This window comes from Altererythrobacter chaiwopuensis (assembly GCF_054957735.1).
On the sequence record NZ_JBTXJF010000001.1, the window covers coordinates 1700690 to 1726803 of the forward strand.

Annotated in this window: 23 protein-coding genes and 1 tRNA gene; 17 read left to right on the forward strand and 7 right to left on the reverse strand. The window is 59.3% G+C overall.

Going from position 1 to position 26114, the window contains the following annotated elements; genetic code table 11:
• Positions 1 to 4: 4 nt before the first annotated feature.
• The gene (locus ACX3VQ_RS08270) at positions 5 to 955 is read right to left on the reverse strand and encodes a complex I NDUFA9 subunit family protein (RefSeq protein ID WP_462580384.1); all 951 of its coding nucleotides are present in this window, start codon (positions 953 to 955) and stop codon (positions 5 to 7) included.
• Between the two features lie 178 nt (positions 956 to 1133).
• Here ACX3VQ_RS08270 and ACX3VQ_RS08275 point away from each other — a divergent pair.
• From ACX3VQ_RS08275 to ACX3VQ_RS08325, 11 genes are all read left to right on the forward strand, one after another.
• Positions 1134 to 1220, forward strand: a tRNA-Leu gene (locus ACX3VQ_RS08275).
• 176 nt (positions 1221 to 1396) lie between these two features.
• Positions 1397 to 2635, forward strand: a complete 1239-nt coding sequence (locus tag ACX3VQ_RS08280; protein ID WP_462580735.1) for a tyrosine-type recombinase/integrase — start codon at positions 1397 to 1399, stop codon at positions 2633 to 2635.
• 184 nt (positions 2636 to 2819) lie between these two features.
• Positions 2820 to 3002: a helix-turn-helix domain-containing protein gene (locus ACX3VQ_RS08285; protein WP_462580385.1), complete on the forward strand. Its 183-nt coding sequence runs from the start codon at positions 2820 to 2822 to the stop codon at positions 3000 to 3002.
• Positions 3003 to 3390: 388 nt separating this feature from the next.
• Complete coding sequence (locus ACX3VQ_RS08290) at positions 3391 to 3963, forward strand: rolling circle replication-associated protein (protein WP_462580386.1); 573 nt, start codon at positions 3391 to 3393, stop codon at positions 3961 to 3963.
• A 201-nt stretch (positions 3964 to 4164) separates the two neighbouring features.
• The gene (locus ACX3VQ_RS08295; protein WP_462580387.1) at positions 4165 to 7461 is read left to right on the forward strand and encodes a type ISP restriction/modification enzyme; all 3297 of its coding nucleotides are present in this window, start codon (positions 4165 to 4167) and stop codon (positions 7459 to 7461) included.
• Positions 7458 to 8099, forward strand: coding sequence for a hypothetical protein (locus ACX3VQ_RS08300; RefSeq protein WP_462580388.1), 642 nt, complete (start codon positions 7458 to 7460; stop codon positions 8097 to 8099). Before ACX3VQ_RS08295 ends, ACX3VQ_RS08300 begins: the two co-directional genes overlap by 4 nt.
• Positions 8100 to 8104: 5 nt before the next feature.
• A complete protein-coding gene (locus tag ACX3VQ_RS08305; RefSeq protein ID WP_462580389.1) occupies positions 8105 to 8728 on the forward strand; it encodes a hypothetical protein in 624 nt (207 codons plus the stop codon).
• 420 nt (positions 8729 to 9148) lie between these two features.
• Positions 9149 to 9760, forward strand: a complete 612-nt coding sequence (locus tag ACX3VQ_RS08310) for a sigma-70 family RNA polymerase sigma factor (protein ID WP_462580390.1) — start codon at positions 9149 to 9151, stop codon at positions 9758 to 9760.
• The gene (locus ACX3VQ_RS08315) at positions 9757 to 9945 is read left to right on the forward strand and encodes a zf-HC2 domain-containing protein (RefSeq protein ID WP_462570497.1); all 189 of its coding nucleotides are present in this window, start codon (positions 9757 to 9759) and stop codon (positions 9943 to 9945) included. The genes ACX3VQ_RS08310 and ACX3VQ_RS08315 overlap by 4 nt, the downstream gene beginning before the upstream one ends.
• 56 nt (positions 9946 to 10001) lie before the next feature.
• The gene (locus tag ACX3VQ_RS08320; protein WP_462580391.1) at positions 10002 to 12155 is read left to right on the forward strand and encodes an FAD-dependent oxidoreductase; all 2154 of its coding nucleotides are present in this window, start codon (positions 10002 to 10004) and stop codon (positions 12153 to 12155) included.
• Between the two features lie 102 nt (positions 12156 to 12257).
• Positions 12258 to 12701, forward strand: a complete 444-nt coding sequence (locus ACX3VQ_RS08325; protein WP_462570494.1) for a hypothetical protein — start codon at positions 12258 to 12260, stop codon at positions 12699 to 12701.
• A 23-nt stretch (positions 12702 to 12724) separates the two neighbouring features.
• Here ACX3VQ_RS08325 and ACX3VQ_RS08330 read toward each other — a convergent pair whose 3' ends face one another.
• Both ACX3VQ_RS08330 and ACX3VQ_RS08335 read right to left on the reverse strand, forming a co-directional pair.
• The gene (locus tag ACX3VQ_RS08330; protein WP_462580392.1) at positions 12725 to 13501 is read right to left on the reverse strand and encodes a YiiX/YebB-like N1pC/P60 family cysteine hydrolase; all 777 of its coding nucleotides are present in this window, start codon (positions 13499 to 13501) and stop codon (positions 12725 to 12727) included.
• Between the two features lie 3 nt (positions 13502 to 13504).
• Entirely contained in the window at positions 13505 to 13663 is a 159-nt protein-coding gene (locus ACX3VQ_RS08335) for a hypothetical protein (protein WP_462580393.1), read from the reverse strand.
• Positions 13664 to 13993: 330 nt separating this feature from the next.
• Here ACX3VQ_RS08335 and ACX3VQ_RS08340 point away from each other — a divergent pair, with 330 nt between their 5' ends.
• Genes ACX3VQ_RS08340 through ACX3VQ_RS08350 form a run of 3 tightly spaced genes read left to right on the forward strand, consistent with a single transcriptional unit; the run spans position 13994 to position 18951 of the window.
• A complete protein-coding gene (locus ACX3VQ_RS08340; RefSeq protein ID WP_462580394.1) occupies positions 13994 to 17026 on the forward strand; it encodes a TonB-dependent receptor domain-containing protein in 3033 nt (1010 codons plus the stop codon).
• An 18-nt stretch (positions 17027 to 17044) separates the two neighbouring features.
• Positions 17045 to 18316, forward strand: a complete 1272-nt coding sequence (locus ACX3VQ_RS08345) for a NupC/NupG family nucleoside CNT transporter (RefSeq protein ID WP_462580396.1) — start codon at positions 17045 to 17047, stop codon at positions 18314 to 18316.
• Between the two features lie 11 nt (positions 18317 to 18327).
• On the forward strand, positions 18328 to 18951 hold the full coding sequence (locus ACX3VQ_RS08350; RefSeq protein WP_462580397.1) for a CDP-alcohol phosphatidyltransferase family protein: 624 nt from the start codon (positions 18328 to 18330) through the stop codon (positions 18949 to 18951).
• Between the two features lie 14 nt (positions 18952 to 18965).
• Here ACX3VQ_RS08350 and ACX3VQ_RS08355 read toward each other — a convergent pair whose 3' ends face one another.
• The 4 genes from ACX3VQ_RS08355 to ACX3VQ_RS08370 form a co-directional block, all read right to left on the reverse strand.
• Positions 18966 to 19541 carry a carboxymuconolactone decarboxylase family protein gene (locus ACX3VQ_RS08355; protein WP_462570486.1) on the reverse strand — a complete coding sequence of 192 codons (576 nt, stop codon included), beginning with the start codon at positions 19539 to 19541 and terminating at the stop codon, positions 18966 to 18968.
• A 73-nt stretch (positions 19542 to 19614) separates the two neighbouring features.
• On the reverse strand, positions 19615 to 20196 hold the full coding sequence (locus tag ACX3VQ_RS08360; protein WP_462570485.1) for a TetR/AcrR family transcriptional regulator: 582 nt from the start codon (positions 20194 to 20196) through the stop codon (positions 19615 to 19617).
• A 132-nt stretch (positions 20197 to 20328) separates the two neighbouring features.
• Positions 20329 to 21126 (reverse strand): DUF1499 domain-containing protein, encoded by a 798-nt coding sequence (locus ACX3VQ_RS08365; RefSeq protein ID WP_462580400.1) that lies wholly within the window; start codon positions 21124 to 21126, stop codon positions 20329 to 20331.
• Positions 21127 to 21190: 64 nt separating this feature from the next.
• The gene (locus ACX3VQ_RS08370; protein ID WP_462580402.1) at positions 21191 to 22624 is read right to left on the reverse strand and encodes an NAD-dependent succinate-semialdehyde dehydrogenase; all 1434 of its coding nucleotides are present in this window, start codon (positions 22622 to 22624) and stop codon (positions 21191 to 21193) included.
• A gap of 221 nt (positions 22625 to 22845) precedes the next feature.
• On the opposite strand from ACX3VQ_RS08370, the gene ACX3VQ_RS08375 reads away from it, so the two are divergent.
• From ACX3VQ_RS08375 to ACX3VQ_RS08385, 3 genes are read left to right on the forward strand one after another with little or no spacing between them, the layout of a single operon-like run.
• Positions 22846 to 23985, forward strand: a complete 1140-nt coding sequence (locus tag ACX3VQ_RS08375) for a hypothetical protein (RefSeq protein WP_462580404.1) — start codon at positions 22846 to 22848, stop codon at positions 23983 to 23985.
• Between the two features lie 58 nt (positions 23986 to 24043).
• Positions 24044 to 24799, forward strand: a complete 756-nt coding sequence (locus ACX3VQ_RS08380) for a glycosyltransferase family 2 protein (protein ID WP_462580407.1) — start codon at positions 24044 to 24046, stop codon at positions 24797 to 24799.
• A 7-nt stretch (positions 24800 to 24806) separates the two neighbouring features.
• The gene (locus ACX3VQ_RS08385; RefSeq protein ID WP_462570480.1) at positions 24807 to 26111 is read left to right on the forward strand and encodes a nucleotide sugar dehydrogenase; all 1305 of its coding nucleotides are present in this window, start codon (positions 24807 to 24809) and stop codon (positions 26109 to 26111) included.
• Positions 26112 to 26114: the final 3 nt, after the last annotated feature.

Genomic DNA, 26114 nt, shown 5'->3' on the forward strand with positions numbered 1-26114 from the left:
CGCTTCAGCCCGCGGCGGCTTGCCCCGTGCTGAACCGGCCATGCCTGCGATAGCGCAGCATCCACTTGTCGAGAAACAGCCCTAGCGGGCGCGGCTGGATTCCCAGCGCCGCAAATCCGGGATATTGGCCCGAAACACTGTTCCCCTGCTTCAGCAAACCCCATTGCGCGCGGCTCAGGGGCGTCAGCGGCATGGCGGCGAAACCTGCCGATGCAGCATCCGGCATGGGGATAAAATGGCGCTTGCGCCCCTGCGCGGCGGCAATCCTGCGATTGATTTCGAGCATGGTCAGCTTCTCAGGGCCCCCCAATTCATATGTCTTGCCGCCATGCTTGCCAGGATCGCCGATAGCCGCTGCGATCGCTTTGGCCACATCATCGACATAAACCGGCTGGAACACCGCATCGGGGCCGAAAACCGGCAGCACCGGCATCCACTGGATCAGCCCCGCGAACATGTTCACGAAATTATCGTCCTTGCCGAAAATCACCGAAGGGCGGATGATCGTCGCGTTGGGGAACCCTTCCGCCACTTCGCGCTCACCCAAAGCCTTTGCACTGGCATAGGCGATCGGGGAATCCGCATCGGCGCCGATGGCGCTGACGTGTACGAATGCCTTCACCCCGGCGGATTTGGCCAATTTCGCCATCCGGCCGGGCGCCTTGCCCATAAGCTGGCGCAGGTCGCCGTCAAAGGCACCGACCAGATTGACCACCGCCTCGCTACCGGCAAGCGCGGCTTCAAGGCTGCGTCCATCGGTGATGTCGCAGCGCTGGAACTGCACCTGGCCAAGATTGGCCAGCGGCTTCAGCGCAAAAGCTCTTTCGGGATGGCGGCTTGCAATGCGCAGCCTTGCGCCGCAACTTAGCAGCGCCTGCGCCACATAATTTCCCAGGAAACCGCTGCCACCGAATATGGTGACGAGCTTGTCCTTCAGGGGGGCGGTGTTGGCCATGATCTATCCGTCCTGCCGAGCCGGTATGCACAATGGAGCGCGCCTTGCCGTAACGCGCAGCGCACTGCAAGCGTTCCTAAGCAAGATTGTGCTTTCTTGCGTTGACAGATGACGCCTGCAATCGCTATTGGCCCGCCCCTACCTGCGGCCCGGCTTACGATGACCGGACGCACTGTGTGCCCAGATGGCGGAATTGGTAGACGCACCGTCTTCAGGTGGCGGCGCTCGCAAGGGCGTGGAGGTTCGAGTCCTCTTCTGGGCACCATTTGTTCTTTTCCTATTTTCTCTGACAGGTTGAAAAAGTGGCGACTTTCTGCCATTTATCGTCCGCGTTTGTCGCTGGGCGATCCTCTGGTGTTCTCTGAAATCCAATCGTTTTGGGGGCATACATGGGGGCATCATGGGCAAATTGCGCTGATGCTAGAGGAGATATGCCCCCAAATGCCGCTTACAACTCTGAAAATAAAAGGACTCAAGCCAGCTGATAAGCCCTTCAAGGCATTCGATTCGAAGGGTCTCTACATTGAGGTCTTTCCGAACGGCTCTAAACTATGGCGCTGGAAGTATCGGATTGCTGGAAAAGAAAAGCGTCTTTCGTTCGGAGCCTTTCCTGAAGTTAGCTTGGCCAAGGCGCGGGAGTTGCGCGACGAAGAGCGGGTAAAGTTGGTGGACGGGATCGATCCCTCGCTTGAACGAAAGAAGGTGAAGGCCACCGCAAAAGTTAGCTCGGGCAACACCTTCGAGCTGGTTGCGCTTGAATACATCGAGAAAATGGACCGTGAAGGGAAAGCCGAGTCGACGTTGTTAAAGGCGCGTTGGTTCCTTTCGCTTCTAAGGCCTTCGGTGGGGCAGTTGGCGATTAGCGAAGTTGATCCGCAACTCTTGCTATCTGGCCTCAAGAAACTCGAGAAAAAGGGAAATCACGAAACGGCTAAAAAGTGTCGTTCATTTGCAAGTCGGGTGTTTCGCTATGCGGTCGCTACTGGTCGAGCCAAGGATGACCCAGCTGCGTTGCTTAAAGGCGCGCTTATTGCGCCTAAGACTAACCACTATGCGGCAATTTTGGATGCGGGCAAACTTGGCGATCTATTGCGAGTCATAGAAACGTTTGATGGCAGTCCGATCACAAAGTTGGCTCTTCAGATTTCGCCACACGTTTTTGTCCGCCCAGGAATGCTGCGGCACGCGGACTGGGAAGAAATCAGCTTTGACGAAAAAGTTTGGCGCATCCCTGCCGGAAAAATGAAAGCGCGGAAACCTCATTCGGTGCCGCTTTCCGAGCAAGTCATTTCTCTCTTCAAAGAGCTTCACCAATTGACTGGGCCTATTGGCTACGCATTTCCTGCGTTTCATACTCCGAAGAGACCTATGAGCGAGAACACTGTCAATGCGGCTTTCCGACGGCTGGGTTTCACTAAAGAGGAAGTAACAGCACACGGTCTAAGATCAACGGCATCAACGCTTTTGAATGAAAGCGGTAAATGGAGTGCTGATGCGATTGAGCGAGCGTTGGCGCATGGCGACAGTGATGCAGTCCGCGGCGCTTATCATCGAGGGCAGCATTGGCCAGAACGAGTGTCAATGTCGCAATGGTGGAGCGACTATCTCGATCGCTTGAAGACTGGTGGAGAAGTTGTGGATTTCTCTGCTGGTGGGTCGAGGGTTGGCGCGGCGGGATAAAGTAATTTCGATCCTTCCCCGCTATCCACAAGCTGTTGCGACAATTTTGCCAGCATTGACCCTTGCGTGATTCCCCTAAAGCGCCCCATGATCAATCAGCGATGAATAGAACAGCCGGGGAACACCCGTTTGGCTATTGGTTGCGATCCTTGGGCCTTATGGCCGCGATAAGAGTAAATTGAATATGGCAGCATTAATTACCGTCAAAGGCTTTTGCCACGAATACAATATCAGTCGTTCAACCGCGTATCGCTTGCGTGACTCTGGTGATGTCCCGCACGTGAAAATCGGGCGGGCAACACGCATTCGCAGCGAAGACGCGGAACGGTGGTTTGCTTCACTCTGTGAGCATTCAGCGAACGATTGAACTGGCGGTAGAAAAGCAAAAGCGCCGACAAGGCTGGAACCCTTATCGACGCTCGCATCCAGAAGAATCTCCCCTTTGGATGCAGTCTTTCTGCCAAAGGATAGCCGGGCCGTCCAACACAAAATGTGGTGAGGCCCAAAAGATCAGGGCGGCTGGCCATAGTGCTGGTCGCCCCGATTGAAAGCGTGCGGCTCTTGCACATGTTTCTCACTGTCCCTTTGAAACTTACGGCGGATCGTTCCTCCATGTTCCAAACCATTTTGAGCTTCTCTAGTGAAAGCAATGGCTTGGTTCGGATCAATGGTCACCTCTTTATATAGGACCGTTTTCCATGCCTCCAGCCGGGTTAAAGCGTGGTGGGGCGCGCAACAGCGCAGAACGAGAGAGCTTGCAACTCAGCGAGAAGCAATGCCGCGTAGTCATAGGTCGCAGCTTTGACGCGTGGGATAATGGCCAGCCACTTAATCGGTTCGTTACACTGGCGTGGGGAAAAGCTGCAATCGATGGCAGCTCAGCCACCAAGGCAACCGGCGACTTTATCAAACGGGCGCGTGAATGGATGCAGAGGCATGGCTATCCGATGCCATGGGTTTGGGTGCAGGAACGTGGTCAAGTCTTGGGACAGCACGCGCACATCCTTTTGCATGTCCCGCCCGATTTAGATGACATGTTTCGCATCATGCCGCGCAGATGGGTAAAGTCGATCTGTGGTGGCCACTACTTCGCACGATCGCTTGACTGCCAGAAATTGAATGCGGCGCGGTCCGCTACGATCAATCCGGAAGCTTACCGCGCCCAGTTGCTAGGCAAGCTTCACTATATGCTGAAATGCGCTCCAGCGGGGCTTGAGGAACAGCTGGGCTTGATCGGCTGGGGGCATAAACCCTGGGGGCAAGCCAGCTGCGTTGTTGGCAAGCGAGCTGGCGGCTGGCAAAGCCGAAAAGGGGTAGGGGGTGTCTGATCTCGGCAACGAAATGGTCGGACACCGGCCAAAGAATGCAACTAGATAGCTAAACCAGTTTTCTCCCGCGCGCGCGCGAGGAAATGTGCCGCATTGTTTCCTGAGGTCCGAGAAATCAATAATTCCCAATTGATTTAGGAAAATATTTGGCGGCTCACATTTGCTGCTTTAGCGTTCGAGAACACACTTTTGGGGGCACTAATGGATATTGCCGGATACCTGGCCGAGATCAAAGCGCTCTACGCCAGTGGCCAGACAACCGAACACAGTTTCCGCCCGGCGTTGGAGCGGTTGTTCAAGTCGATCGACCCGACGCTAACCGTTATCAATGAACCTCGGCGCACGGTGGACGTTGGAGCACCTGATTTCGTGTTCCAGCGCGGCGATGTCGCGATCGGCTGGTGCGAGGCCAAGGACATTGGCAAGGACATCAAGAAATTCGCCACGAATGATTACAGCAAGGCCCAGAAGGACCGCTACCGCAAGGGCCTGCCCAATCTGATCTACACCAACGGGCTGGACTTCGAATTCATCCGCGATAGCGAGGTGGTGGATTTCGTCACCATTGCCGACCTGATCCCGACCATGCCTGCGCGCGAAAGCGCCTTTGCTACCCTTGAAGCGCGGCTGGCCGAATTCGCCCATGTCACCCCGCTTAGCGTCACCTCATCCAAACGCCTGGCCGAGCTGATGGCTGGCAAGGCGGCGCTGATAAAGGAGATCATGGGCAACGCGTTGGTGGCCGATATGAAGGCCATGGATGCGGGCGATCCAGCAACCGACTTGATCGGCCAGTATGAAGCGTTCAAGGCCAATCTGATCCACGACATCACCGTGGCCGAATTTGCCGACATCTACGCCGAAACCATCGCGTATGGCCTGTTTGCCGCGCGCCTGCATGATGAAACGCTCGACACTTTCAGCCGCACCGAGGCACTGGAGCTGTTGCCAAAGTCGAACCCGTTCCTGCGCGCCCTGTTTACCTATATTGCCGGGCCGAACCTTGATGATCGCCTGCGCCGCGTGGTCGATGATCTGTGCGCGGTGTTCCTTGCCACCAACATGGAACAAGTGCTGCGCCACTTCGGCAAGGTGACGAAGCGGCAAGACCCCTTCCTGCACTTCTACGAGGATTTCCTGGCCGAATATAACCCGGCCAAGCGCAAGGCGCGCGGAGTCTGGTATACGCCCGAACCCGTGGTGAATTTCATCGTGCGCGCCGTGGATGAGGTGCTGAAAACCGAATTCGGACTGGCCGATGGCTTGGCCGATACCAGCAAGGTTTCGATCGATTGGGACACCGGGCAACTCGACAGCAAGGGCAAGCCTGCCACCATCAAGCGAGACGTGCACCGGGTGCAGATACTCGATCCCGCAACCGGAACTGGCACTTTTCTGGCCGAGGTCGTCAAGCTGGTGGCGGAACGGGTAAAGGGCATCGCGCCGAGCAAATGGTCCGGCTACGTCGAAGCGGAGCTGATCCCGCGCATCCACGGGTTCGAGCTGCTGATGGCAAGTTATGCCATGTGCCACATGAAGCTCGACATGATCCTGACCGGGCTGGGTTACACACCATCGGACAAGCCGCCCCGGCTGGGGGTGTATCTTACCAATTCGCTGGAGGAAGGCGAGCGGGTGGACCAGACCCTGCCCTTCATGGGCCTGCAACGTGCGATTGCCGAGGAATCCAAGCAGGCGAGCAATATCAAGCGCCAGACACCGATCATGTGCGTCATCGGCAATCCGCCTTATTCGGGCGAGAGCGCGAACAAGGGGCCATGGATCATGGGCCTGATGGAGGATTACAAACAGGAACCCGGCGGCAGGCAACGCCTGCAAGAACGCAACCCCAAATGGATCAATGACGACTATGTGAAATTCATCCGTTTCGCTCAGCACATGATTGACCGGAACGGCGAGGGCGTGCTGGGATTCATCACGAACCACGGATACCTTGATAACCCCACCTTCCGGGGGATGCGCTGGCACCTGATGAACAGTTTCGACCGGATTTACGTGCTCGATCTGCACGGCAATTCGAAAAAGCAAGAGGTCGCCCCAGATGGCTCACCTGACAAGAACGTGTTCGACATCATGCAGGGCGTGGCGATCATTATCGCGGTCAAGCACAAGCGCGATGGCAAGAAACCCAAGCCTCTTGCCGAGGTGCGCCATGGCGACCTTTGGGGCGCACGCGAGGGCAAATATACCGCCCTATGGGACGGCACGGCCAAAAGCCTAATGCCCGTAGGCCTGCCGCACAAAGCGCCAACATATCCGATGGTGCCGCGCGACTACGCAGTCGAAGCCGTTTACCTAGCCGGGTTTGGGATTGCCGATCTAATGTGGGTCAATTCTGTGGGCATTGTCACAGCCCGCGATGCTCTCACTATCGACAGCGACAAAAATAGCCTTTGGCAGCGTGTCCAAGATTTCTCCACCTTAGATGCCGAGCTCTTGCGAGAGAAATATGCTCTGGGCAAAGACGTGCAGGATTGGAGTGTAAAGCTTGCCAAGGCAGACATAACCGCAAATTTCAATCAAGAGAGATTGGCCCGCATAGCATACCGCCCATTTGATACGCGGTGGACGTATTACACTGGAACGTCGCGCGGGTTTATTTGTCGCCCTCGCGCCGAGGTAATGCAGCACCTCTTAAAGGGCGGTTTGGCTCTACAAGTGAGCAGACAGCGCAAATCTCCGGGCGAATACACAAATTTCTTCGTCCATGAGAACTTGGCTGAATCATCTTATGTTTCCAACAAAACATCGGAAATAGGGAACAGTTTCCCCCTCTACCTCTACCCCGATGAGCAAGACCTAGACCAGTCGATCCGCGTCAATTTCGATCCCAAGCTCTACGCGAGAATCCGTGAGGCGGCTGGTTTCACCGACAAGGCACCTGCGCCCGATATCGCCACGGTCGAAAACGGGGCATTCCGCGCCGCGACCGGCGATGCGCGGCCCGATGAGGTGAAGGTGTTTGATTACATATATGGCGTGCTCCACTGCCCCGCCTACCGCGAAACCTACGCCGAATTCCTCAAGATCGATTTCCCGCGCGTGCCTTTCCCGCCCTCGCCAGACGTGTTCGCCACCATCAGCGAACAGGGCGAGGCGCTGCGCCGCCTGCACCTGATGGAAGATGCCGCCATCGGCCCTGCGCCCTACGCCTTCCATGGCGAGGGCGACAGCGTGGTGGACAAGCCCCGCTTCGAACCCCAGCCGGACGGCAGCGCCCAAGCCCTTGGCCGCGTCTACATCAACGGCAAGGGCGATGAGGGCCAATACTTCGATGGCGTGCCAGCCGTGTCCTGGAGCTTCCCCATCGGCGGATACCAGCCTGCACAGAAATGGCTGAAAGACCGCAAGGGCCGCGCCCTGAGCTATGACGATATCCGGCACTATCAGAAGATCATCAAGATTCTGGCCGAAACCGATCGGATCATGCGCGGGATCGCAATGCCCCTTGGGGATGAAGAGGGGGGTGACGAATGATCCTCGATATCATCGGTCGATCTAGGGATGCCATTTCGTCTGTTGTCGGACGAGTCTTTCTTGGTCTCGTTGCGATGGCAACCATCGTTGCAACTCTCCCTCTTCAAGAACAGCTTGAGTTCGATCTGGAAAAAGCCTTGGGGATTGCTCTCGCGCTTGCCGCTTGGATTTCGGCTGAATGGCTTTCGTGGGATAGGGAGCCGCATCCGCATGATGTCGAACTCCGGCGAGCTATATTTGCGCTAGCCAACCCGGCATTGCCGTTCTTGCGAGACCATGATCTTGGCAGTTCTTTTCAATGGTCTCGGCTCGATGGACTAATCGAACTCCAAGACGAATATGTTGGAGTGCGTTTCCGGTTTGTAGATCGAGCGCTTCAAAGAGAATGGAAAAAAGTCCAAGATTGCTTAAGGGAGTTCCTATATTTTACCTCTGTTAAATCCTATCCAAGTCGCGGAGGAGGTGGATTTAATAGTTTTCTCACTGTTCAAGATCAGTCAGGAATAATTTCGAAGGAAACTCTGGAAAATATAGCAAGAGCGAATAAATTAGCGACTGAACTTTACGATAGGTTTGAGGCGCTAGAAGCTCGATCACTTATAAGGCTTGGTGCAATCACGACTGATGGTCAAAGGTAGGATTCATGGGCGGATACGGTTCAGGTAGGACCGGCGGGCGGCCACTGGTGGAGCATTCGTTTCGCATCGATCTAGCATGGATGCTGCGCAAGGGATTAGCGAGGGAAGGTAGTGAGCAATGGGGCAATCTGAATTGGTCCTGTAACGGCGAGCCCAGCGGCTCGATCGGATACAAGGCCCTGATGCACCAGCCGGGCGAGGAGCGCCTTGTTCTCGAATATACGCGGGGACGCGGCGATGATGCCGAGCGCGTAGTCCAATCAATCTATCTCACTTTTACGCGCCCCAAGTTCGGCGGCAAGCGATGGTGGATGATCTGCCCCTATAGCGGGGCGCGTGTGGGCAAGCTGTATCTGCCGCCTGGAGGCGATCGGTTTGCATCGCGGCAGGCGTGGAAGCTTGAATATCAATCTCAGCGCATCTCGCAAAAAGACGCTGCATTCGAGCGCCTGTTCAGACTGCAAAGGAAACTTGGCTGCCCGCAGGGATGGGAGCAACCGATCCGTCGACCAAAAGGCATGTGGCGCAGCACATACGCCAAACTAGAAGATGAATATTGGCATCTCGACGGCCTTTGCGCTGTTGAGATGATGAAGGTAGTGGGCTTGCTGCAAAGAAGATTAGTCTGAGGAAAACTGGGCTGCAGTCGTGCTGCTGGGGGCATATTTGGGGGCACTTTCAAACCCAAGTAATCAAAAGACTATATAGAACAAATAGATAGTGCCATAATTTGATGCCTCTTCTGGCACCATGGCCTCTCAAGTGACTGAGAGTGCTCGAAAACCATGAAAAAAAAGGCTTTTTGACGGTTGGCTGTTGCATGTGTAGCAGGGAACATGACCGTGAGAAACGACATCCAGAACCGCAACGGAACCTATTGTTTCCGGCGTGTCGTTCCTCCTGGCCCTCATCATCGTTTTGACCGACAGTGGCAAACCGCGATCCGAATGGCTTCTGGAGGGCTGGCTGGATCGGAGATTTGTTGAGTGTTACACGATTGGGGACTGATGCCAGCGCCGAACGAACCAGGATCAGGACCAATCAAGCACATGGCTGAAGATCAGGGCCTGTCCAGCATGGCAGAAGGCACGTCTCCCGAATTCCTTTTCCGGGTTCGCGCGGATATGCTGGCGTTTGCCCGGCAGCAGTTGGGCGACGACTCAGAGGCCGAAGACGTAGTGCAGGAAGCTCTTGCCGGCGCGCTTCGCAGCGCGGCGAGTTTCAGGGGTGAGGCGGCGCTCAAGACCTGGATCATCGCCATTCTCAAGAACAAGATCTACGATTTGCTGCGCAAACGCCAGCGGCGCCGGGAAAGCTTCAGCCAGATGGCGATGGCGGCTGAGGATGGCCCACTGCCCGATATGTTCGACCGGCGCGGCATGTGGCATGATGCCGCCCGGCCGGCGCAGTGGGAAGATCCCGAGGCCGATCTCAATTCGCGCCAGTTTTTTGAGGTTTTCGACGCCTGCCTCAACCGGCTGCCCGCGCAGCAGGGGCGGGTGTTTCTGATGCGTGAGGTTATCGACCTGGAAACACCCGAAATCTGCCTTGAACTGGGACTTTCGGTTTCCAACGTTCATGTCATTCTGCACCGCGCCCGGCTCGCGCTCAGGGCATGTCTTGAAACGCATTGGTTTGGAGAAGGAGCCGCGTCGAAATGAATTGTCAGCATGCGACCGGGCTGGTTTCGCAAGCGCAGGACCGCAAGCTTACGCTTGGCGAGCGCATCAGGCTGCGGATGCACCTGCTGATATGTCGGCCATGCCGTCAGTTCGAGCGCCAGCTGCCGCAGATCAGACGCGCGGCCAAATGCCTGGCGGAACCTGTTGATCGCTCCAAACCGTAAGATATGCGAAGCAGGAACGACAAACAGGTCGCAAACACCAATCGACTGGAAAGCAAATGTATAAACGCCTTGCCCTGATTGTCCTTTTCCTAGCCGTCATCGCGGCATGGGTGCAGTTTGACCTGGGGCAGTATCTCACGATCGAGACGCTCAAGGCGCAGCAATCGACAATTGACGGCTTCTATCGCGCCAATCCTGTGCTGGTGCTGGCGGCGTTTTTTGCGATCTATGTCGTGCTGACCGCGATGTCATTTCCCGGCGCTGCTATCATGACCTTGGCCGCCGGTGCTATTTTCGGAATAGTCACCGGGACGATCCTCGTCTCCTTCGCTTCGACGATCGGGGCTACGCTGGCGTTTCTCGCATCGCGCTACTTGTTCCATGACGCGGTGCAGGCGCGCTTCGGAGAACGATTGAAGCGGATCAACGAGGGGGTGGAGCGCGATGGTGCATTCTACCTCTTCTCGCTCAGACTGGTGCCGGTATTTCCCTTTTTCGCGGTCAATCTGCTGATGGGTTTGACACCCATCAAGGTCTGGACATATTTCTGGGTGAGCCAGGTCGGAATGCTGCTGGGCACGATCGTATACGTCAATGCGGGCACGCAGCTGGCCGGGATCGAAAACCTGTCCGACATTGCATCGCCTGGCCTGCTCGCTTCGTTCGCCGCGCTGGGTCTGCTGCCGTGGCTCGGCAAGTGGATCATGAGCCTGATCAAGCGCCGCCGGGTTTATTCGGCCTGGAAGAAGCCACGGCAATTCGACCGCAATCTGGTGGTGATCGGCGCCGGTGCGGCCGGGCTCGTCTCGGCCTATATCGCCGCCACCGTCAAGGCGAAGGTCACGCTGGTCGAAGCCGGGAAGATGGGCGGAGACTGCCTCAACTACGGCTGCGTTCCGTCCAAAGCGCTGATCAAGTCCGCCAAGGTTGCCGAACAGATGCGGCATGGCAATCGTTACGGACTGGAAAGCGCCGAACCGCGCTTCAGCTTCCGGCAGGTGATGCAGCGCATCCACGATGTCATCGCCGAGATCGAGCCGCATGACAGCGTCGAACGTTACACCGGCCTGGGGGTCGATGTCGTAAAGGGTTATGCCCGGATCATCGATCCATGGACGGTCGAGATCGCGTGCGACGACGGGACGAGCCAACGGCTGACGACCCGCTCGATCGTCATCGCTGCAGGGGCGGAACCGCTGGTGCCGGACCTGCCCGGCCTTGCCGAATCCGGCTATCTCACCAGCGACACCTTGTGGGAAGAATTCGCCCAGCTTGATGAAATACCTGGGCGCATTGTCCTACTCGGCGGCGGGCCGATCGGTTCCGAGCTTAGCCAGGCATTGGCGCGGCTTGGCGCTGAAGTGACCCAGGTAGAGATGGCTGATCGCTTGCTGACCCGCGAGGACCGCGAGGTTTCCGAATTGGCCCAGGCCGCGCTGGAAGCTTCCGGAGTGACGGTCCTGACCGGTCACCAGGCCTTGCGGGCCGAAACGCATGGCGGCACGCGCGTGCTGATCGCCAGGAACGACGAGGGTGAGCAGGCTCTGCCCTATGATGCGCTGATCGTTGCGATCGGGCGCAAGGCGCGGCTGTCAGGCTATGGGCTGGAGGAACTGGGTATCGAGACCGGGAAGACCGTGGTGACGGACGAATACCTCGCCACCGTTTTCCCCAATATCTATGCTGCGGGGGACGTCGCCGGCCCCTATCAGTTCACCCACACCGCTTCGCACCAGGCATGGTTTGCCAGCGTCAATGCGCTGTTCGGCCAATTCAAGCGGTTCAAGGCCGATTACCGGGTGATCCCCTGGGTTACCTTTGTCGATCCCGAAGTCGCGCGCGTGGGCCTCAACGAGCTTGAAGCACAGGAAAAGGGCATCGACCACGAAGTGACGGTTTACCCGCTGCACGAACTTGATCGCGCCATCGCTGAAAGCGCCACTACGGGATTCGTCAAAGTGCTGACCCCGCCGGGCAAGGACCGGATTTTGGGCGTGACCATCGTTGGCGAACACGCCGGAGAACTGCTTGCCGAATATGTCCTGGCGATGAAGCACGGGCTGGGCTTGAACAAGATACTGGGCACGATACACACCTATCCGACCATGGCGGAAGCCAACAAATATGCGGCCGGGGAATGGAAGAAGAAACATGCGCCCGAAGGCTTGCTCAGGCTGGTCGCACGCTATCATTCCTGGCGCCGAAGATAGTCATATCGGGAAGGCACGATGTAACTTTTTGGCGCAATGTGATGTATATTGATGGATAAGCCGCGCGCTGTTTTTTTGGCGACCGGCGAGGGGGAGAGAGAAATGAAAGCCTATAGCCTACTGTTCCTGCGCATTTCGACCGGACTGCTGCTGGTAGTCTGGGGGCTCGTCAGGGTCATGAAGCCCGATGTGGGTGCCCATGTCAGCGACAAATACTATTCCGGCCTGGGGTCTGCGCATGCAATCCAGCTGGGTTGGGGCGCGATCTTGCTGGTAGTCGGAGCGTTGGTGATTGCCGGGCTATGGCGTCGATACTCTTATGCCGCGCAGGCGGTGGTGCTGGTCACCGGAGCCTTGTCGATCTGGAAATATTTGCTCGATCCGTTCGGGATGTGGTTGCTCGATCGGGCCAGCAGCCAGATCCTGTTCTTTCCGTCGCTCGGCATGGCTGCGGCATCGCTAGTTTTGCTGGCCTTTCTCGACGAAGACAGGTTGTCGCTCGATCACATGCGCGGCGGCGCGCGATCGGATGGCGGGGCTGGCTGACCGGGGCAATCGGGGTTACCAGGTCAGGCATTGGTGATCGCCGGTTGAGCTGTGTCCGCGCTCCAGCGTAAGCAGTAAGGATCGAAGCCCTGTTCCAGCGATGGTTTGATGATCTTGAAATATGGCGAGACATCGAAATCGCGCGGTGTGAACAGGCTGTGATGCCTGATGTGCAGAATATCGCGCAGGCACCCCCGGCAATCGGGATCGTCGATCAGTTCCTGGGTTATTTCCGGCAAGATCGGATAATGGACCGACTGAAAGGCCATGGCGATCAAGGTCGAGCAGATCGCTTTCGTAGGTTCGCCGCTGCCCAGCGCAATCATGCGCCGTCGCCAGGCTGCCGGAACCGGCGGGGTCGGGAACAGATAACGCGCCAGGTCGATAACATTTGCCAGATCGTATTCGTCGCCGATACGGCTCGTCGCGAATGCAATGATGCCAGCGACATCGGCTTCGGTCAGCCCTATCGGCCGACAGATTCGGATATGCAGGCCGGCAAACGCATCGCTCGAAATCTGGCGAACGCCATCGACAGCGTCAGCTTCGACGAGCTGGGGCAAGGCGCCGGTTCTGGTGTCTGCTGCGGCAATGCACAGCGCTGCGTGTGACCAGGTCGATTGGGTCAGGTATTTTATCGCCGAGCTGATCCGCTGCCGCCCGTCAACCAGCAATACGTCACCTGGCTTGATGATCCTGGCCAAAGCCGCTTCGTCGCTTGGCGCATTGGCATAGGGCGCTCGCGAGGGCTTGCTGAGGAACTTCGCGATGACACGCCCGATGGCCGATAGCGCCCCCACGCCTTATGCCGACAGGGCCATGATGCGTGATCGGGCCATGTCGCGCAAAACGCCTGCCTCCAGCTTGGCCTCTTCCAGCAGAGCCGCCACCAGATCGCCGAGCGACACGATACCGACAACCATTGCGTTGCCCTTGCGGCCGACAATCGTGGCAATCTTCATGGTAGCTCTCCAGTCGGTCGCCCCTATGAGATATTCGCGGCCAAGCGCAGCCGGGTTACACGATCAGCCTATTTGTTAGCCGCGGCCAGGCGCTTCTTGGCGGGATCCGATCCTAACGCCCTGGCGCAGGAGAGGTGCGATTGCCGCTTCGTCTGTTGGGTTGCCCATGAAACAACCTCTTTCACGAGGGGTTCGCCATGCCCGCAGATATGATTACAATTGTTCGCTCGGGAAATTTTTGGGCGGAAGTGTAAGAATTTCGATCTCATTACGACAGATTGCGAAAATAGCCGAAATTTCCCCATCAAAGCCAAACCTTGGAGTATACGCTTGTTTCTTTCTCGTCAGACGCTGGCAGCCACAGCACTTGCCCTGGTTGCAGTTTCTTCGCCTGCCTACGCCCAGCAGGCCGGTATCCAGATTGCGCTTGTCGATGCCGATACCGGGGAGCCGGCAGCGAATGTCGAGGTCAAGGTAGAGAACGCGCAAATCGGCTTTTCGCGCGCCCTGCGTTCGGATGAGCGCGGGTTTGTCAGGCTCGAAGGCCTGACCACTGCAGGAACCTGGCAGGTGTCGGTTGCACAGGGGGGGCAGTATCAGTCCGATCAGCAGGCCAGCGTCAACCTGCGCGCCAATTTCACCAGCAGCGTGACCTTGCGCCTGATCCCCAGCGGAACCGGCGGCATTGTGGTCACTGGCAGGCCAGCGGTCACCGGGATCAACACCGTCAATGCCGAGGTGTCTGCCTCGCTCGACGCCAGGGAACTGGCCGCGCTGCCGATCGAGGGGCGCGATGTGATCGGTGCGCTGATCCGCCTGCCCAATGTCGTGCCATCGACCGGCTTCTTCCCCGAGGCTCCATCAATCTCGATCAACGGGTCGAACGGGCTCGACACCAATTACCTGCTCGACGGGCTCGACAATAACGAGAATTTCCTCGGCGGGATCAAGTTCCCCGTGCCGCTGGGCTTCACCCGCGAGGTGACAGTGCTCGCCAATTCCTATTCGGTCGAATACGGGCGCACCGCCAATGGCGTGGTCAACTACACCTCGCCATCGGGCAGCAATGAGTATCATGGCGAGGTTTATGCGCTGGTTCGCCCTGGGCAACCGCTCGATGCCAATTCGCCGTTCCCGCGCCGCGATCTGTCGGGCAATGTGGTGGGCGAAAGCTTCGAACGCTATCAGGCAGGCGCCAGCCTTGGCGGCCCGATCGCGCGTGACAAGACCTTCTTCTACGCCAATTTCGAATATACTCGCGACCGTAATCTGCAGGTGGTCGATGCCCCGGCGCTGGGCGTGGTCGACACCGTCACCGGCAACAATGAATTCTACCTCGGCTCGGTAAGGCTCGACCACAGGCTGACGGACGACTGGACGCTGGGCCTGCGCGCCAATATCGGGCGGGTGACGATCGAGCGGCCCGGCGGCGCCCTGGGCGGCGGCAACGCAAGCTTCCCTTCGGCGGGTTCCGATCAGGACCGCTTTTCAACCCTGGTTGCGGCTACCGCCAGCTATGCGGGTGACGAGTGGAGTTATGATGGGGCGGTGCAATATAGCCGCTTCCGCTGGGACTATGGCGAGCCTGTGGCCGGGCCCGGGCCGCAAGTGACGGTTCGCGACCCATCCGGCCTGACGGTCGGCGTAGTGGGGCACCCCGGTTTCGTGTTCGACGATCTGGAAGAAACCTGGCAGACCACGCACCGCTTGCAGCGCAAGCTGGATAGCCACAAGCTGACTGTCGGGGCAGATGTGATCCGTTCCGATTTTGCGCTGCTGGGCGGGGGCAATCCCGATGGCAATTTCACCGTCGATCTGACTGCGCAGCAATTGGCGACGCTTGCAGGCAGCGGCGCGGGCCTTGGCCTTACCGCGCAGGACGTGCTCGCGCTGAATCCCGCGGTGGCCAATTATTCGGTCGAACTACGCCCGCAAAGTTTCGGCACCGCGCAGACGCAGCTGGCCTTCTATCTTGAGGACGAATGGCAGCTTTCCTCGCAGCTTACCGCCACGCTGGGCGTGCGCTGGGACTATGACAGCCTCACTGCAAAGGGCGGAACCGGCGGCGATTATGACAATTTCGCCCCGCGCTTTTCGCTCAACTATCGCCCCGATGCCCGATCGAGCCTGCGCTTCGGCGCGGGCCTGTTCTATGGCAAGCTTAGCTATTCGGTGATTTCGGACGCGCTGCAGCGCAACACCACCTCGCCCGGCTTCCTCGCGCAGCTGGGCCAGCTGCAATCGCTGGGGATCATCCGCGCCGATGCCGATCTTGCTGCGGCGACTTTTGACGGCAACCTAACTGTCTCGCCTGCCTGTGCGACAGTGGCCGAATGCCCTTCGCCTGATGAGGTGCAGAACCTGCGCGACACGGCGACCATCAACGAAGCGCGTATCCTCAGCCCTGACGGCTATGACAGCCCCTACAGCGTACAATTGAGCGGCAGCTACCAGTATCAGGCAACCGACACGATCACGCTTTCGGCCGACCTTATCTACAGCCGTTCGCACAATCTGGTGCGGTTGCGCGATCTCAATGCACCTTCACCCTTCACTCCCAACCTCGCCAATCTGACGGCGGCCAATATCGCTTTGCTGCAAGGCCAGCCTGACAACGCCGCGCGGTTCGCGCTGGCGCAATCGCTCGGCCTGGTGCGCAGCCAGGCCGATGCCGATGCCTCGCGTCCGGTCGCGCCGGTGGCGGGCGGGGCGCGGCAGATCACCGTGTCGGAAACCGAGGGCGAGGCCGAATACAAGGCGCTGATCCTTCAGGCGAACAAGGCGCGTGGTGGGGATTTCTATGCCTTCCGGCTCGCCTACACGCTCTCGAGCCTCAAGAACGACACCGATGACATCAATTTCCGCGCTGCCAACGGCAATGATTTCAGCACCGAATGGGGTCCATCGGCGAACGATCGGCGGCACGTCATCTCGGCGGTTGGATTCCTCTATCCGCTCGATGGTCTGACAATGAGCGTCGCCGGGCTGTTCCAGTCAGGCCAGCCAGTCAATCTGGTGCCCGATGCGCGCATTTTCGGAACCCAGGATCTCAACGGCGATGGTGCCAGCTTTGGAGAGAACTTCGTCGGCAATTCCGACCGCTATCCGGGGGAAAGCCGGAATTCCGGGCGGCTCCCGTGGTCGGCCACGGTCGATGTCGGGTTGCGCTATGCCGTTCCGGGGCTTGCCGGGCTGGAATTGAGTGCGGATGTGTTCAACCTTTTCAACACTAATAATGAATCGGGCTTTGCCAATGCGGCGACAACGTCCAATCAGGTGCAGTTCGGCGGCGGGGCACCTTTTGTGCAGCGCAATGCCGGGCCGCCGCGCCAGTTCCAGTTCGGTGCGGCGTTGAAATTCTAGGGCAGGAGTAACCGCGCAATGGCGGCGATGCATAATTTGCAGGGGCTGATCGGGCTCGCCGCTCTGGTCCTGCTGGCCTGGCTCGTTTCAGAGAACCGCGCCGCCCGGCCCGGCTGGCGCTGGATTGCGGGCGCGCTGGTGCTGCAAATCGCGATCGCGCTGGTCGTCACGCGTGTTCCCTTTGTTTGGGAAGTGGTGGGCCTGGCCAATCGGGCGGTGTCCGCTATCGAGGCGGCGACCCTGGTCGGATCGAGCTATATGTTCGGTTATATCGGCGGGGCGCCGCTGCCCTTCGAATTGAAGGAAGGCGCGACCCCGCCGCTTGTCATTGCTTTCCAGATCCTGCCGCTCGTGATCGTCTTTTCCGCGCTTTCGGCGCTGCTGTGGCACTGGGGTATCCTGCGTGCGGCGGTGCGTGGGCTGTCATGGGCGCTCCAGCGGACACTTGGTGTCAGCGGTGTGGTCGGACTGGGCGGCGGGGCGACGATCTTTCTCGGCGTGGTCGAAAGCCCGCTGGTGCTGCGCGCATGGTTTGGCCGGATGAGCCGGTCTGACCTGTTCATGATCATGGTGCTGATCATGGCGACGATCTCGGGTGCGATCCTGGTGCTATATGCCACCTCGCTGTCCAAGACGGTGCCCAATGCCGTGGGGCACATGATCGTTGCTTCGCTGATTTCGCTTCCGGCGGCGGTGCTGCTGGCGCGGCTGATGGTGCCACCGGCTGAACAAGGCGAAGAGGAAAGCGAATCCATCGAACCCGATCTGAAATATGAAAGCAGCATGGACGCCGCGGTGCGCGGGACGATGGAGGGGGTTCAGCTGATGCTGGCGGTGATCGGGGTGATCATCGTGGTGTTCGCGCTGGTCAATCTGGTCGACCAGATTCTGGCGCTGCTGCCCACCGGATTGAATGAACCACTGACTTTGCGCGCTGTGTTCGGCTGGCTGTTTTCCCCGTTCATGTGGGCGATCGGAATACCATGGGAACAGGCAGGCGCTGCCGGGGCGCTGATGGGTACGAAAGCGATCCTCAATGAATATGTCGCCTTCCTTGATCTGGCCGCACTTGATCCGGGCACGCTTGATGCGCGTAGCCTGCTGATCGTAACCTATGCCCTGTGCGGGGTCGCCAATCTGGCCAGTGTCGGTTTGATCGTATCGGCCATTTCCACCCTTGCGCCAGAGCGGCGGGCGGAAGTTGCCGGCCTGGGCATGAAGAGCTGGATTGCGGGCAATATGGCTTCGATGATGACCGGGGCCGTGATCGGCCTGGTCACCTGGACATAGGGAGCTTTCCGGTGCTGGATGCCCGCTTGCGCTCGCTGATCGATCCGCCGCTCAATGCCTTGGGGCGGCGGCTTGCACGTGCAGGGCTCAGCGCCAATATGCTGACACTGTCCGGCATTGCGCTGGGCCTGGCAGCGGGCGGCGCGATTGCGCACGGATACTTCATTGCCGGGCTTGCACTTGTGCTTGCCAACCGGTTGCTTGACGGGCTTGACGGAGCGGTCGCGCGTGCCACCCGCCTGACCGACTTCGGTGGGTATCTCGATATTGTCGGCGATTTCGTGTTCTATGTGGCGGTGCCGCTGGGCTTCGCCCTGGCCACGCCAGCAAATGCCCTGCCGGCTGCGGTGCTGATTGCCAGCTTTACACTCACCGGCGTCAGCTTCCTCGCCTTCGCCACGCTCGCAGCCAAGCAGGGCATTGAGACCGACGCCCATGGCAAGAAGAGCTTCTTCTACAATACAGGCCTTGCCGAAGGGACCGAAACGATCGCGGCATTCGTGGCCATGTGCCTGTGGCCGGCGGCGTTTGCCCTCATTGCGTGGATATATTCAGCGGCTTGTATTCTGACAGTGATCCAGCGCACCGTGATCGCCCGGCGGGTTTTCCAACACCGGTCGGACGATCACGGCTGAATCCGGGGTCACTTTTACTCGGACGGCGTCCATGCCCGGCTGGCGAAGGCCGGATCGACTTCGGTGTGGAAGATGTGGTTCGAATAGTTCGAGATAACCTTGGCGCTCAGGGCAAGGATGATGCCGAGGATATGTGTTTCTTCGAAACCGGCATCAAGAAAGGCCTGGGCCTGCTCTGGCGTGGGATTGCCGCGGCTCTCGGTCATCACATGGGCAAAGGCACGCAGCGCTTCCAGTTTTGCATCGGCAACCGGCCGGCCGTCGCGGATGGCATCGGTCACTTCGGCCGGAACCTTGGTCATCATGTCGCCCACGAAGCTGTGGGCGGCCATGCAGTAATGGCACCCATTGGCCCGGCTGATGGCGAGGAAGACCACTTCCTGCTCGACCGGTGAGAACCCGGATTCGGCGCGAAACTTCCCATAAGCATGGCTGTAGGTGTCGAGCAGCGCGGGCAGATTGACCATTGCCCCGTACATATTGGGCACCATGCCCATCTTGGCCTGCGTCTCCTTGAGCGGGGCGCTGACAGCCGGATCTGTATCTTCCGCGGTGCGCAGCGGCAGGCTGGTCCTGAAAACTTTACTCATCATCATTTCCTTTCGGTGGGGGGAGGGATGTCGTTGGAATGATCGTTCCATATTGGGTAAAAAAATGGCGGCGTCAGGCGAGGCGTTTCAAGAAGCTGTCACGAACCGCAAGAAGATAGCCTTCCTCTGGCCTGCTGCGGATCATGACCACCAGGCCCAAAAGAGTGACAAGGGCTTCCCGCGCGAGGTCGGCGGCATCGAGGCTGGCGCTGAAGGCACCCGTCTGCTGGCCCTTGCGGATCATGGCGAGGAAAAATGCCTCGATATCATCTTGCGCATCGTTGACGATGGCGGCGATCTCAGGCTCGTGCGGAGCCAGCTCCAGTGCGGAATTGATCAGGAAGCACCCCCAATTGCCCTGTGGCAATCGCACCTGGCCGATGAATTTGTCGAAAACCGCTGAAATGGCCCGTGCCGGCGGTTCACTCGCGCCGAGTTCTTCCAGCAGCCGGCCCCTGACTTCCCTGTCGTATTTCCGCAGAGCGGCCAGAAACAGATCGTGCTTGTCGCCATAGGTTGCATAGAGGCTCGCGCGGTTGACGCCCGTTGCATCCACCAGGCTCTGCATCGATGTTGCCTCGTAGCCATGCGTCCAGAAGGCATGCATCACCCGGGTGAGTGTCTCATCCACATCGAAGCGCTTTTCCCAGGGCATTGGCGCCGTATAGTTAGTTTGGAACGATCGGTCAATACAAGGGTCAGAACCCGCCATTTCGATATGTGCCATACGATCGGGTCAGAACCCGGATTGCGGAGCGAGTGGTTGCGATATCCGCTCCGGCTGCGATCAGTGATCGAGCCGCTGCTGCACCTTGCTGCGCAGTTCGGCTATGCGCGCGGCATTGGCCCCCAGATCGCTCAGGCCAACCCGGGATACAGAGCGGAAGTCGATCCGGTCATCGCCCACCCGCGCCACGACATCATCCTTGAAGCCGAACCAGAAGGTTTCTGCCACGCCTTCGACATGGCCAGTCGCTGGATCGGTGGTGACATCTGACAGCCCCATCTCGCGCATCGCCGCAGCGACTGCTGCCACGCCTTCAGCCGGGCTGGCGGCACCAAGCGGAAGCGGTGCCAGGTCAGGATAGGACTGCGCGATGATTTCGGCATGGGAAAGCTTCGCCAGTTCGGCTGCACGCCCGCGCCAGGGTTCCAGCTCGCCAAGCGGAACCTGGTAATCATTGAGCGGATTGGCGCTTGCTGCCTGCCGCGCGGCCAGCACTTCATCCGAGAAGCGCGGCGGATCAGACAGGTCTGTCGCAATATCGTGGATCGGCGGGATTTGTGCCGCCTCGCTGCGGATATAGCCCAGCATTCCAACAATTGCGACCGGTACCAGCAGGGCGAGCAACGCCAGTTTCCAGCCGGTTCGCGGCTTGCGCCACAGCGTGACGACCAGCGAGATCAGCGCGAACAGTGCAACTGCACCAAGCACGATCGGTCCCGCACTCATGGTCAGCGTCAGCAGGCCCGTTTTCCAATCCCACAGGCCGAATTTGGTGCCCAGCGCAGCCACTGCAAAATATAGCGGCAGGAGCAGGGCGAGGGTCAGCGCGAGGCGGGCATGCCAGGGGGTTGTCTTCATGGAAACGGTTTACCCCGCGCAGGGCAAAAAGCCAAATGTGATCTACCGCCGTGCAATTCTGAGGTTAACCGCGCAAACCACCCATCAGCACGTATTTGAGCTCGAGATACTCGTCCATGCCGTGGCGCGAGCCTTCGCGGCCAATGCCCGATTCCTTGATCCCGCCAAACGGCGCGACTTCGGTGCCCAGCAGCCCCTCATTGATCGCGACCATGCCATATTCGAGCGCGCCCATCACCCGCCAGGCGCGGCCAAGATCGCCGGTATAGCAATAGCTCGCCAGGCCTGAGCGGGTGTCATTGGCGATGCGGATCGCCTCGGCCTCGTCGGCAAAGGGGATGATTGATGCGACCGGGCCGAAAATCTCCTGCTGCGCGATTCCCATGTCTTGCCTGACGCCGGTCAGCACGGTGGGGGTATAGAACTGCGCCCCGGCATTGTGCCGCCCGCCGCCGCACACCCGCGTTGCGCCATCGCCCAACGCGGCATCGGTCAGCCGCTCGACCTTTTCCAGCGCGCGGTCATTGATCAGCGGGCCGATCTGGCTTTCGGGGTCCATCCCGTTGCCCACCTTCAGCGCAGCCGCACGTTCAGCCAGCGCGCCGACGAAGCGATCATGCACGCCCTGCTGCACCAGCAGCCGGTTGGCGCCGATGCAGGCCTGCCCGGCATTGCGAAACTTCGCGATCATCGCGCCATCGACCGCCGCATCGATATCGGCATCCTCGAACACGATGAAAGGGGCGTTACCGCCCAGCTCCATGCATGCCTTCTTGACTGTGCTGCCCGCCTGTTCGAGCAGCAGCTTGCCCACTGCGGTAGAGCCGGTGAAGCTGATCTTGCGGATCACCGGATGGGTGCAGAACAGCCTGCCAGTCTCTGCCGGGTCTGCGCTAGGCACGATCCGCAGAATCGCCGCAGGAATGCCCGCTTTCACCGCCAGCGCCTCCAGCGCGAGGGCCGAAAGCGGAGTTGCCTCGGAAGGCTTCATCACCATCGCACAGCCCGCTGCCAGCGCCGGGGCCGATTTGCGCGTGATCATCGCCAGCGGGAAATTCCACGGGGTGATCGCGGCGCAGGTGCCCACGGGTTCCTTGCGCACGAGGATTTCCTTGCCTGCTGCGAAGCTGGGAATCGTCTCGCCATAGGCGCGGCGCGCCTCTTCCGCGAACCATTCGACAAAGCTTGCCGCGTAATCGAGTTCTGCCCGCGCTTCGGCCAATGGTTTGCCGCATTCGAGCGTGCAGATTTCGGCCAGCTGCTCGCGGTGGGCAATGATGAGGTTGAACCAGTCGCGCAGCTTGTCGGCACGGAATTTCGCGGTTTCGGCGGCCCAATCGCGCCGTGCAGCTTCGGCCGCGCGGATCATCCCGTCCACTTCCTGCGCGGTATAGGTCCGCACCCTGGCCAATTCTTCGCCCGTTGCCGGGTTGGCCACTGCCATGCCGCCGGAATCGTCAAGCGCGTCGGGATTGAGGATGGAGGAAATGATGTTCATGTCGCCTTGGATGTTCCCTTGGGCCTGTCTCGCCAGTGTGCGAATTTCACCGTGCAATTGAAGTGCCGCTGTGCCCATTTTGCCATGGCTTGCCAAGCCGCAGCCGCGAATATTCCGTTTCAACCTGACTGAAGGGGGCGGTTGACAGCGCGTGGCCAGCAGCCTTAGGAGCCGCGCGTCCGTGCGGATACGGGCCCAGCCATGCATGCTACGGAGTCACTTTGACGGCGCTCTATGCCCTGCCAGACCATGAAGTGGTTTCAGGCCTGATCCCCGATATCGGGAGCCGCCACCTCGGCGCGGAGGAGGCGATTGCCAGGATCCATTCCACGCCCGGGATGATCCCGGTCGCGATCGACCCCGAGACAGACATCGGCGGCTCCGGCAAGGTGCTGTGGGCCGATATTGGCGATTATCCCTATCGCGAATGGCAGCATATCTTCACCATCAGCACGCTGGCGGAACAGGGCAAAATCGGCGAATCCTTCGTCACCGATTTCGCGATCCTGCAGGATGATCGCATCCTCGCCGATCCGATCATGCCAAGCGGTTTCATGTTCCATATCTCGCGCTGCGGCTCGACACTTACGGGCAAGGCGCTGGCGCGCAGCCCGCGGCATCTGGTGATCAACCAGGGCGCGCCGCTACAGCGGGGCTTCTGGGCTACCATCACCCGCGACTGGTCGCAGGAAGCGCAGGCCAGCCCTGAAAACCTCAAGGCGTTCCGCAACCTGGTGCTGGCGATGACCCGCCGCCGGTTCCCGCAGGAGGAACGCGCCTTCATCAAATTCATCTCGTGGAATGCGCTGTATATGGATTTCGCGCTGGCCGCGTTTCCGCAGATGCCGGCGCTGTTCCTCTATCGTGAGCCGGTGGAGGTGATCGCCTCGGTGCTCAAGGAAACCTCGGCGGTGGTGTGGGCCAAGGGGCGGCCGCAAGCCGGTTTTCTTTCGGGGCTCGATTGGCGCGCAACAGCGGAGATGGACGAGGTCGAGTATCTTGCCCATTGCTTTGCCCGCTATCTGGGCTTTGCCGCGCAGATGGGTGAGCGGGTGGGACTGCTCAACTATCGCGATATCAAGCCGGAAAACTTCGCCCACATCCTGGCGCGCGGGCTCGATTTCAAGCCTGCGGAGGAGGAATTGGCGCTGATGCTCGAACAGTTCCAGTTCCATTCCAAGGACGATAACAACCAGCAGCAGTTCAAGTCCGACAGCGCGGAAAAGCGCGCCTCCATCCCTGAGCGTGATCGCGCGCTGGTCGCGCGGATCTGCGACGGGCTGATGGAAAAGCTGGACTCTTCGCCAGCCAATCTCTTTCCCCGTACGCAATCCTTGGCATTATCCGGCCAATCGGGCTAAAGCCAGCCGCGCAAAAGCACCCCCACCAGACACACGAACCGTACAATTGGAACAACCATTGACCGACGTTACCCCCGAAGGCCTGCTCAGCGTGGTCATCCCCAACTATAACTATGGCGCATTCGTTGGCGAGGCGATCGCCAGCATCGCGGCGCAAACCTATGCCCCGATCGAACTGATCGTGGTCGATGATGCGAGCACGGACAATTCGCTTGAGGCGATCCGCGAGGCGCTGGACAAGGCTGACAATCTAATCAGCACGCGGCTCATCGCGCTGGAAGAAAATGTCGGGAAGCTGGGCGCGCTCAACCGCGCTCTCGAATATGTGCGCGGCCGCTATTTCGTGATCCACGATTCGGACGATCTGCTGTCGCCCGGATATGTAGAACGCACGATCGCCGAACTCGAAGCGGCGCGCGCCGAAGATCCCAGCATCGCGATCATCTATACCGATTGCATGCTGATTTCCGCCACCGGGGAGGCGCTTGACCGGGGCAAGTCGGCCGCGTTCGATCCGGCGCTGCTCGAACGCTATTCCTTCATTCCCGAACCGGCCATGTGCCTGGCCGCACCGGTGCTGGAAGCCGGGCCCTATGACGAGACGATCCGCAAGGGCACCAAGCACCACAAGTGGAAGCGCATCGTCGCCAATGGCTGGAACGGCCGCCACATTGCCGAGCCGCTGTTCAGCTACCGGATGCATGAAGGCAATCTTTCAGGGATCGGCAAGCGCGTGATCGCCGAAGTCGAGCGCGGCGAGGGTGGCGAGCGGATCCTGTCTGGCTACTGGCCGCTTCAGACGACCGAGCGTTAAGCCCCCCATGAGCCAGATCGAGTCGCAAAAATTCCCGCTCAAGCTTGAGGATGCCCGCATTTGCGTGGTCGGCCTCGGTTATGTCGGCTTGCCGGTGGCGGTCAATTTCGGCCAGCGTTTCCCCACCGTGGGCATTGATGTCCGGCCGCAGCGAGTCGCCAACCTCAAGGCGGGATATGACGAAACCAAGGAAGCTACGGCAGAGGAACTGGCTGCGGCCAGTCAGCTGGAATTTACCCTGGACTGGGCCGACGCGGCAGGCTGCAATATATTCATCGTCACCGTTCCCACTCCGCTCGACAGCCACAATCATCCCGATCTGGGCCCGCTCGAAAGTGCCACCCGCGCGATTGGCAAGGTGCTAACGCGCGGCGACGTGGTGATCTACGAAAGCACCGTCTATCCCGGGTGCACGGATGAATTCTGCGTGCCGATCCTGGAGGAGGTGTCAGGGCTATCTTACAATCGGGATTTCTATTGCGGCTACAGCCCCGAACGAATCAATCCTGGCGACAAGCTGCGCAAGCTCCCCGATATCCAGAAGATCACCAGTGGCTCTACGCCGGAAGCGGCTGATTTCGTCGATGCGCTATATCGCACAGTAGTGACTGCAGGCACGCATCGCGCCAGCTCGATCCGTGTGGCAGAGGCGGCAAAGGTGATGGAGAATACCCAGCGCGATCTCAACATCGCATTGGCCAATGAACTGGCGATGATCTGCAATTCGCTGGGGATCGATACCACCGAAGTGCTTGAGGCGGCGGGGACGAAGTGGAACTTCATGCCCGTGCGCCCCGGCCTGGTTGGCGGGCACTGTATCGGCGTTGACCCCTATTACCTTACCCACAAGGCCGAGGAGATCGGCCACCATCCCGAAGTGATCCTGGCCGGGCGCCGGATCAATGACCGGGTGGGCAAATATGTGGTGAACCAGTTCGTCCGCCTGATGGGCCGCAAGGGCCTGCTTAAGGATGAATTGCGCGTGCTGGTGCTGGGCTTTGCGTTCAAGGAAAACTGCCCGGATCACCGCAACACCAAGGTCGCCAGCATCGTCACCCATCTGAATGAATTCGACATTGCGGTGGATGTCTATGACAGCTGGGTGGATGCGGACGAATGCGCGCACGAATATGGCATCCGTCCGGTGAGCACACTAGAAGCCGGCAAATACGACGGGATCATTCTGGCCGTGGCGCATGATGACATCGTCGCCATGGGGGCTGAAAGCATCCGCGCGCTGGGCAAGCCGGGCGCGGTGCTTTACGATGTCAAGTCCGCGCTGCCGCTCGATGCATCGGATCAGCGGTTATAGAAT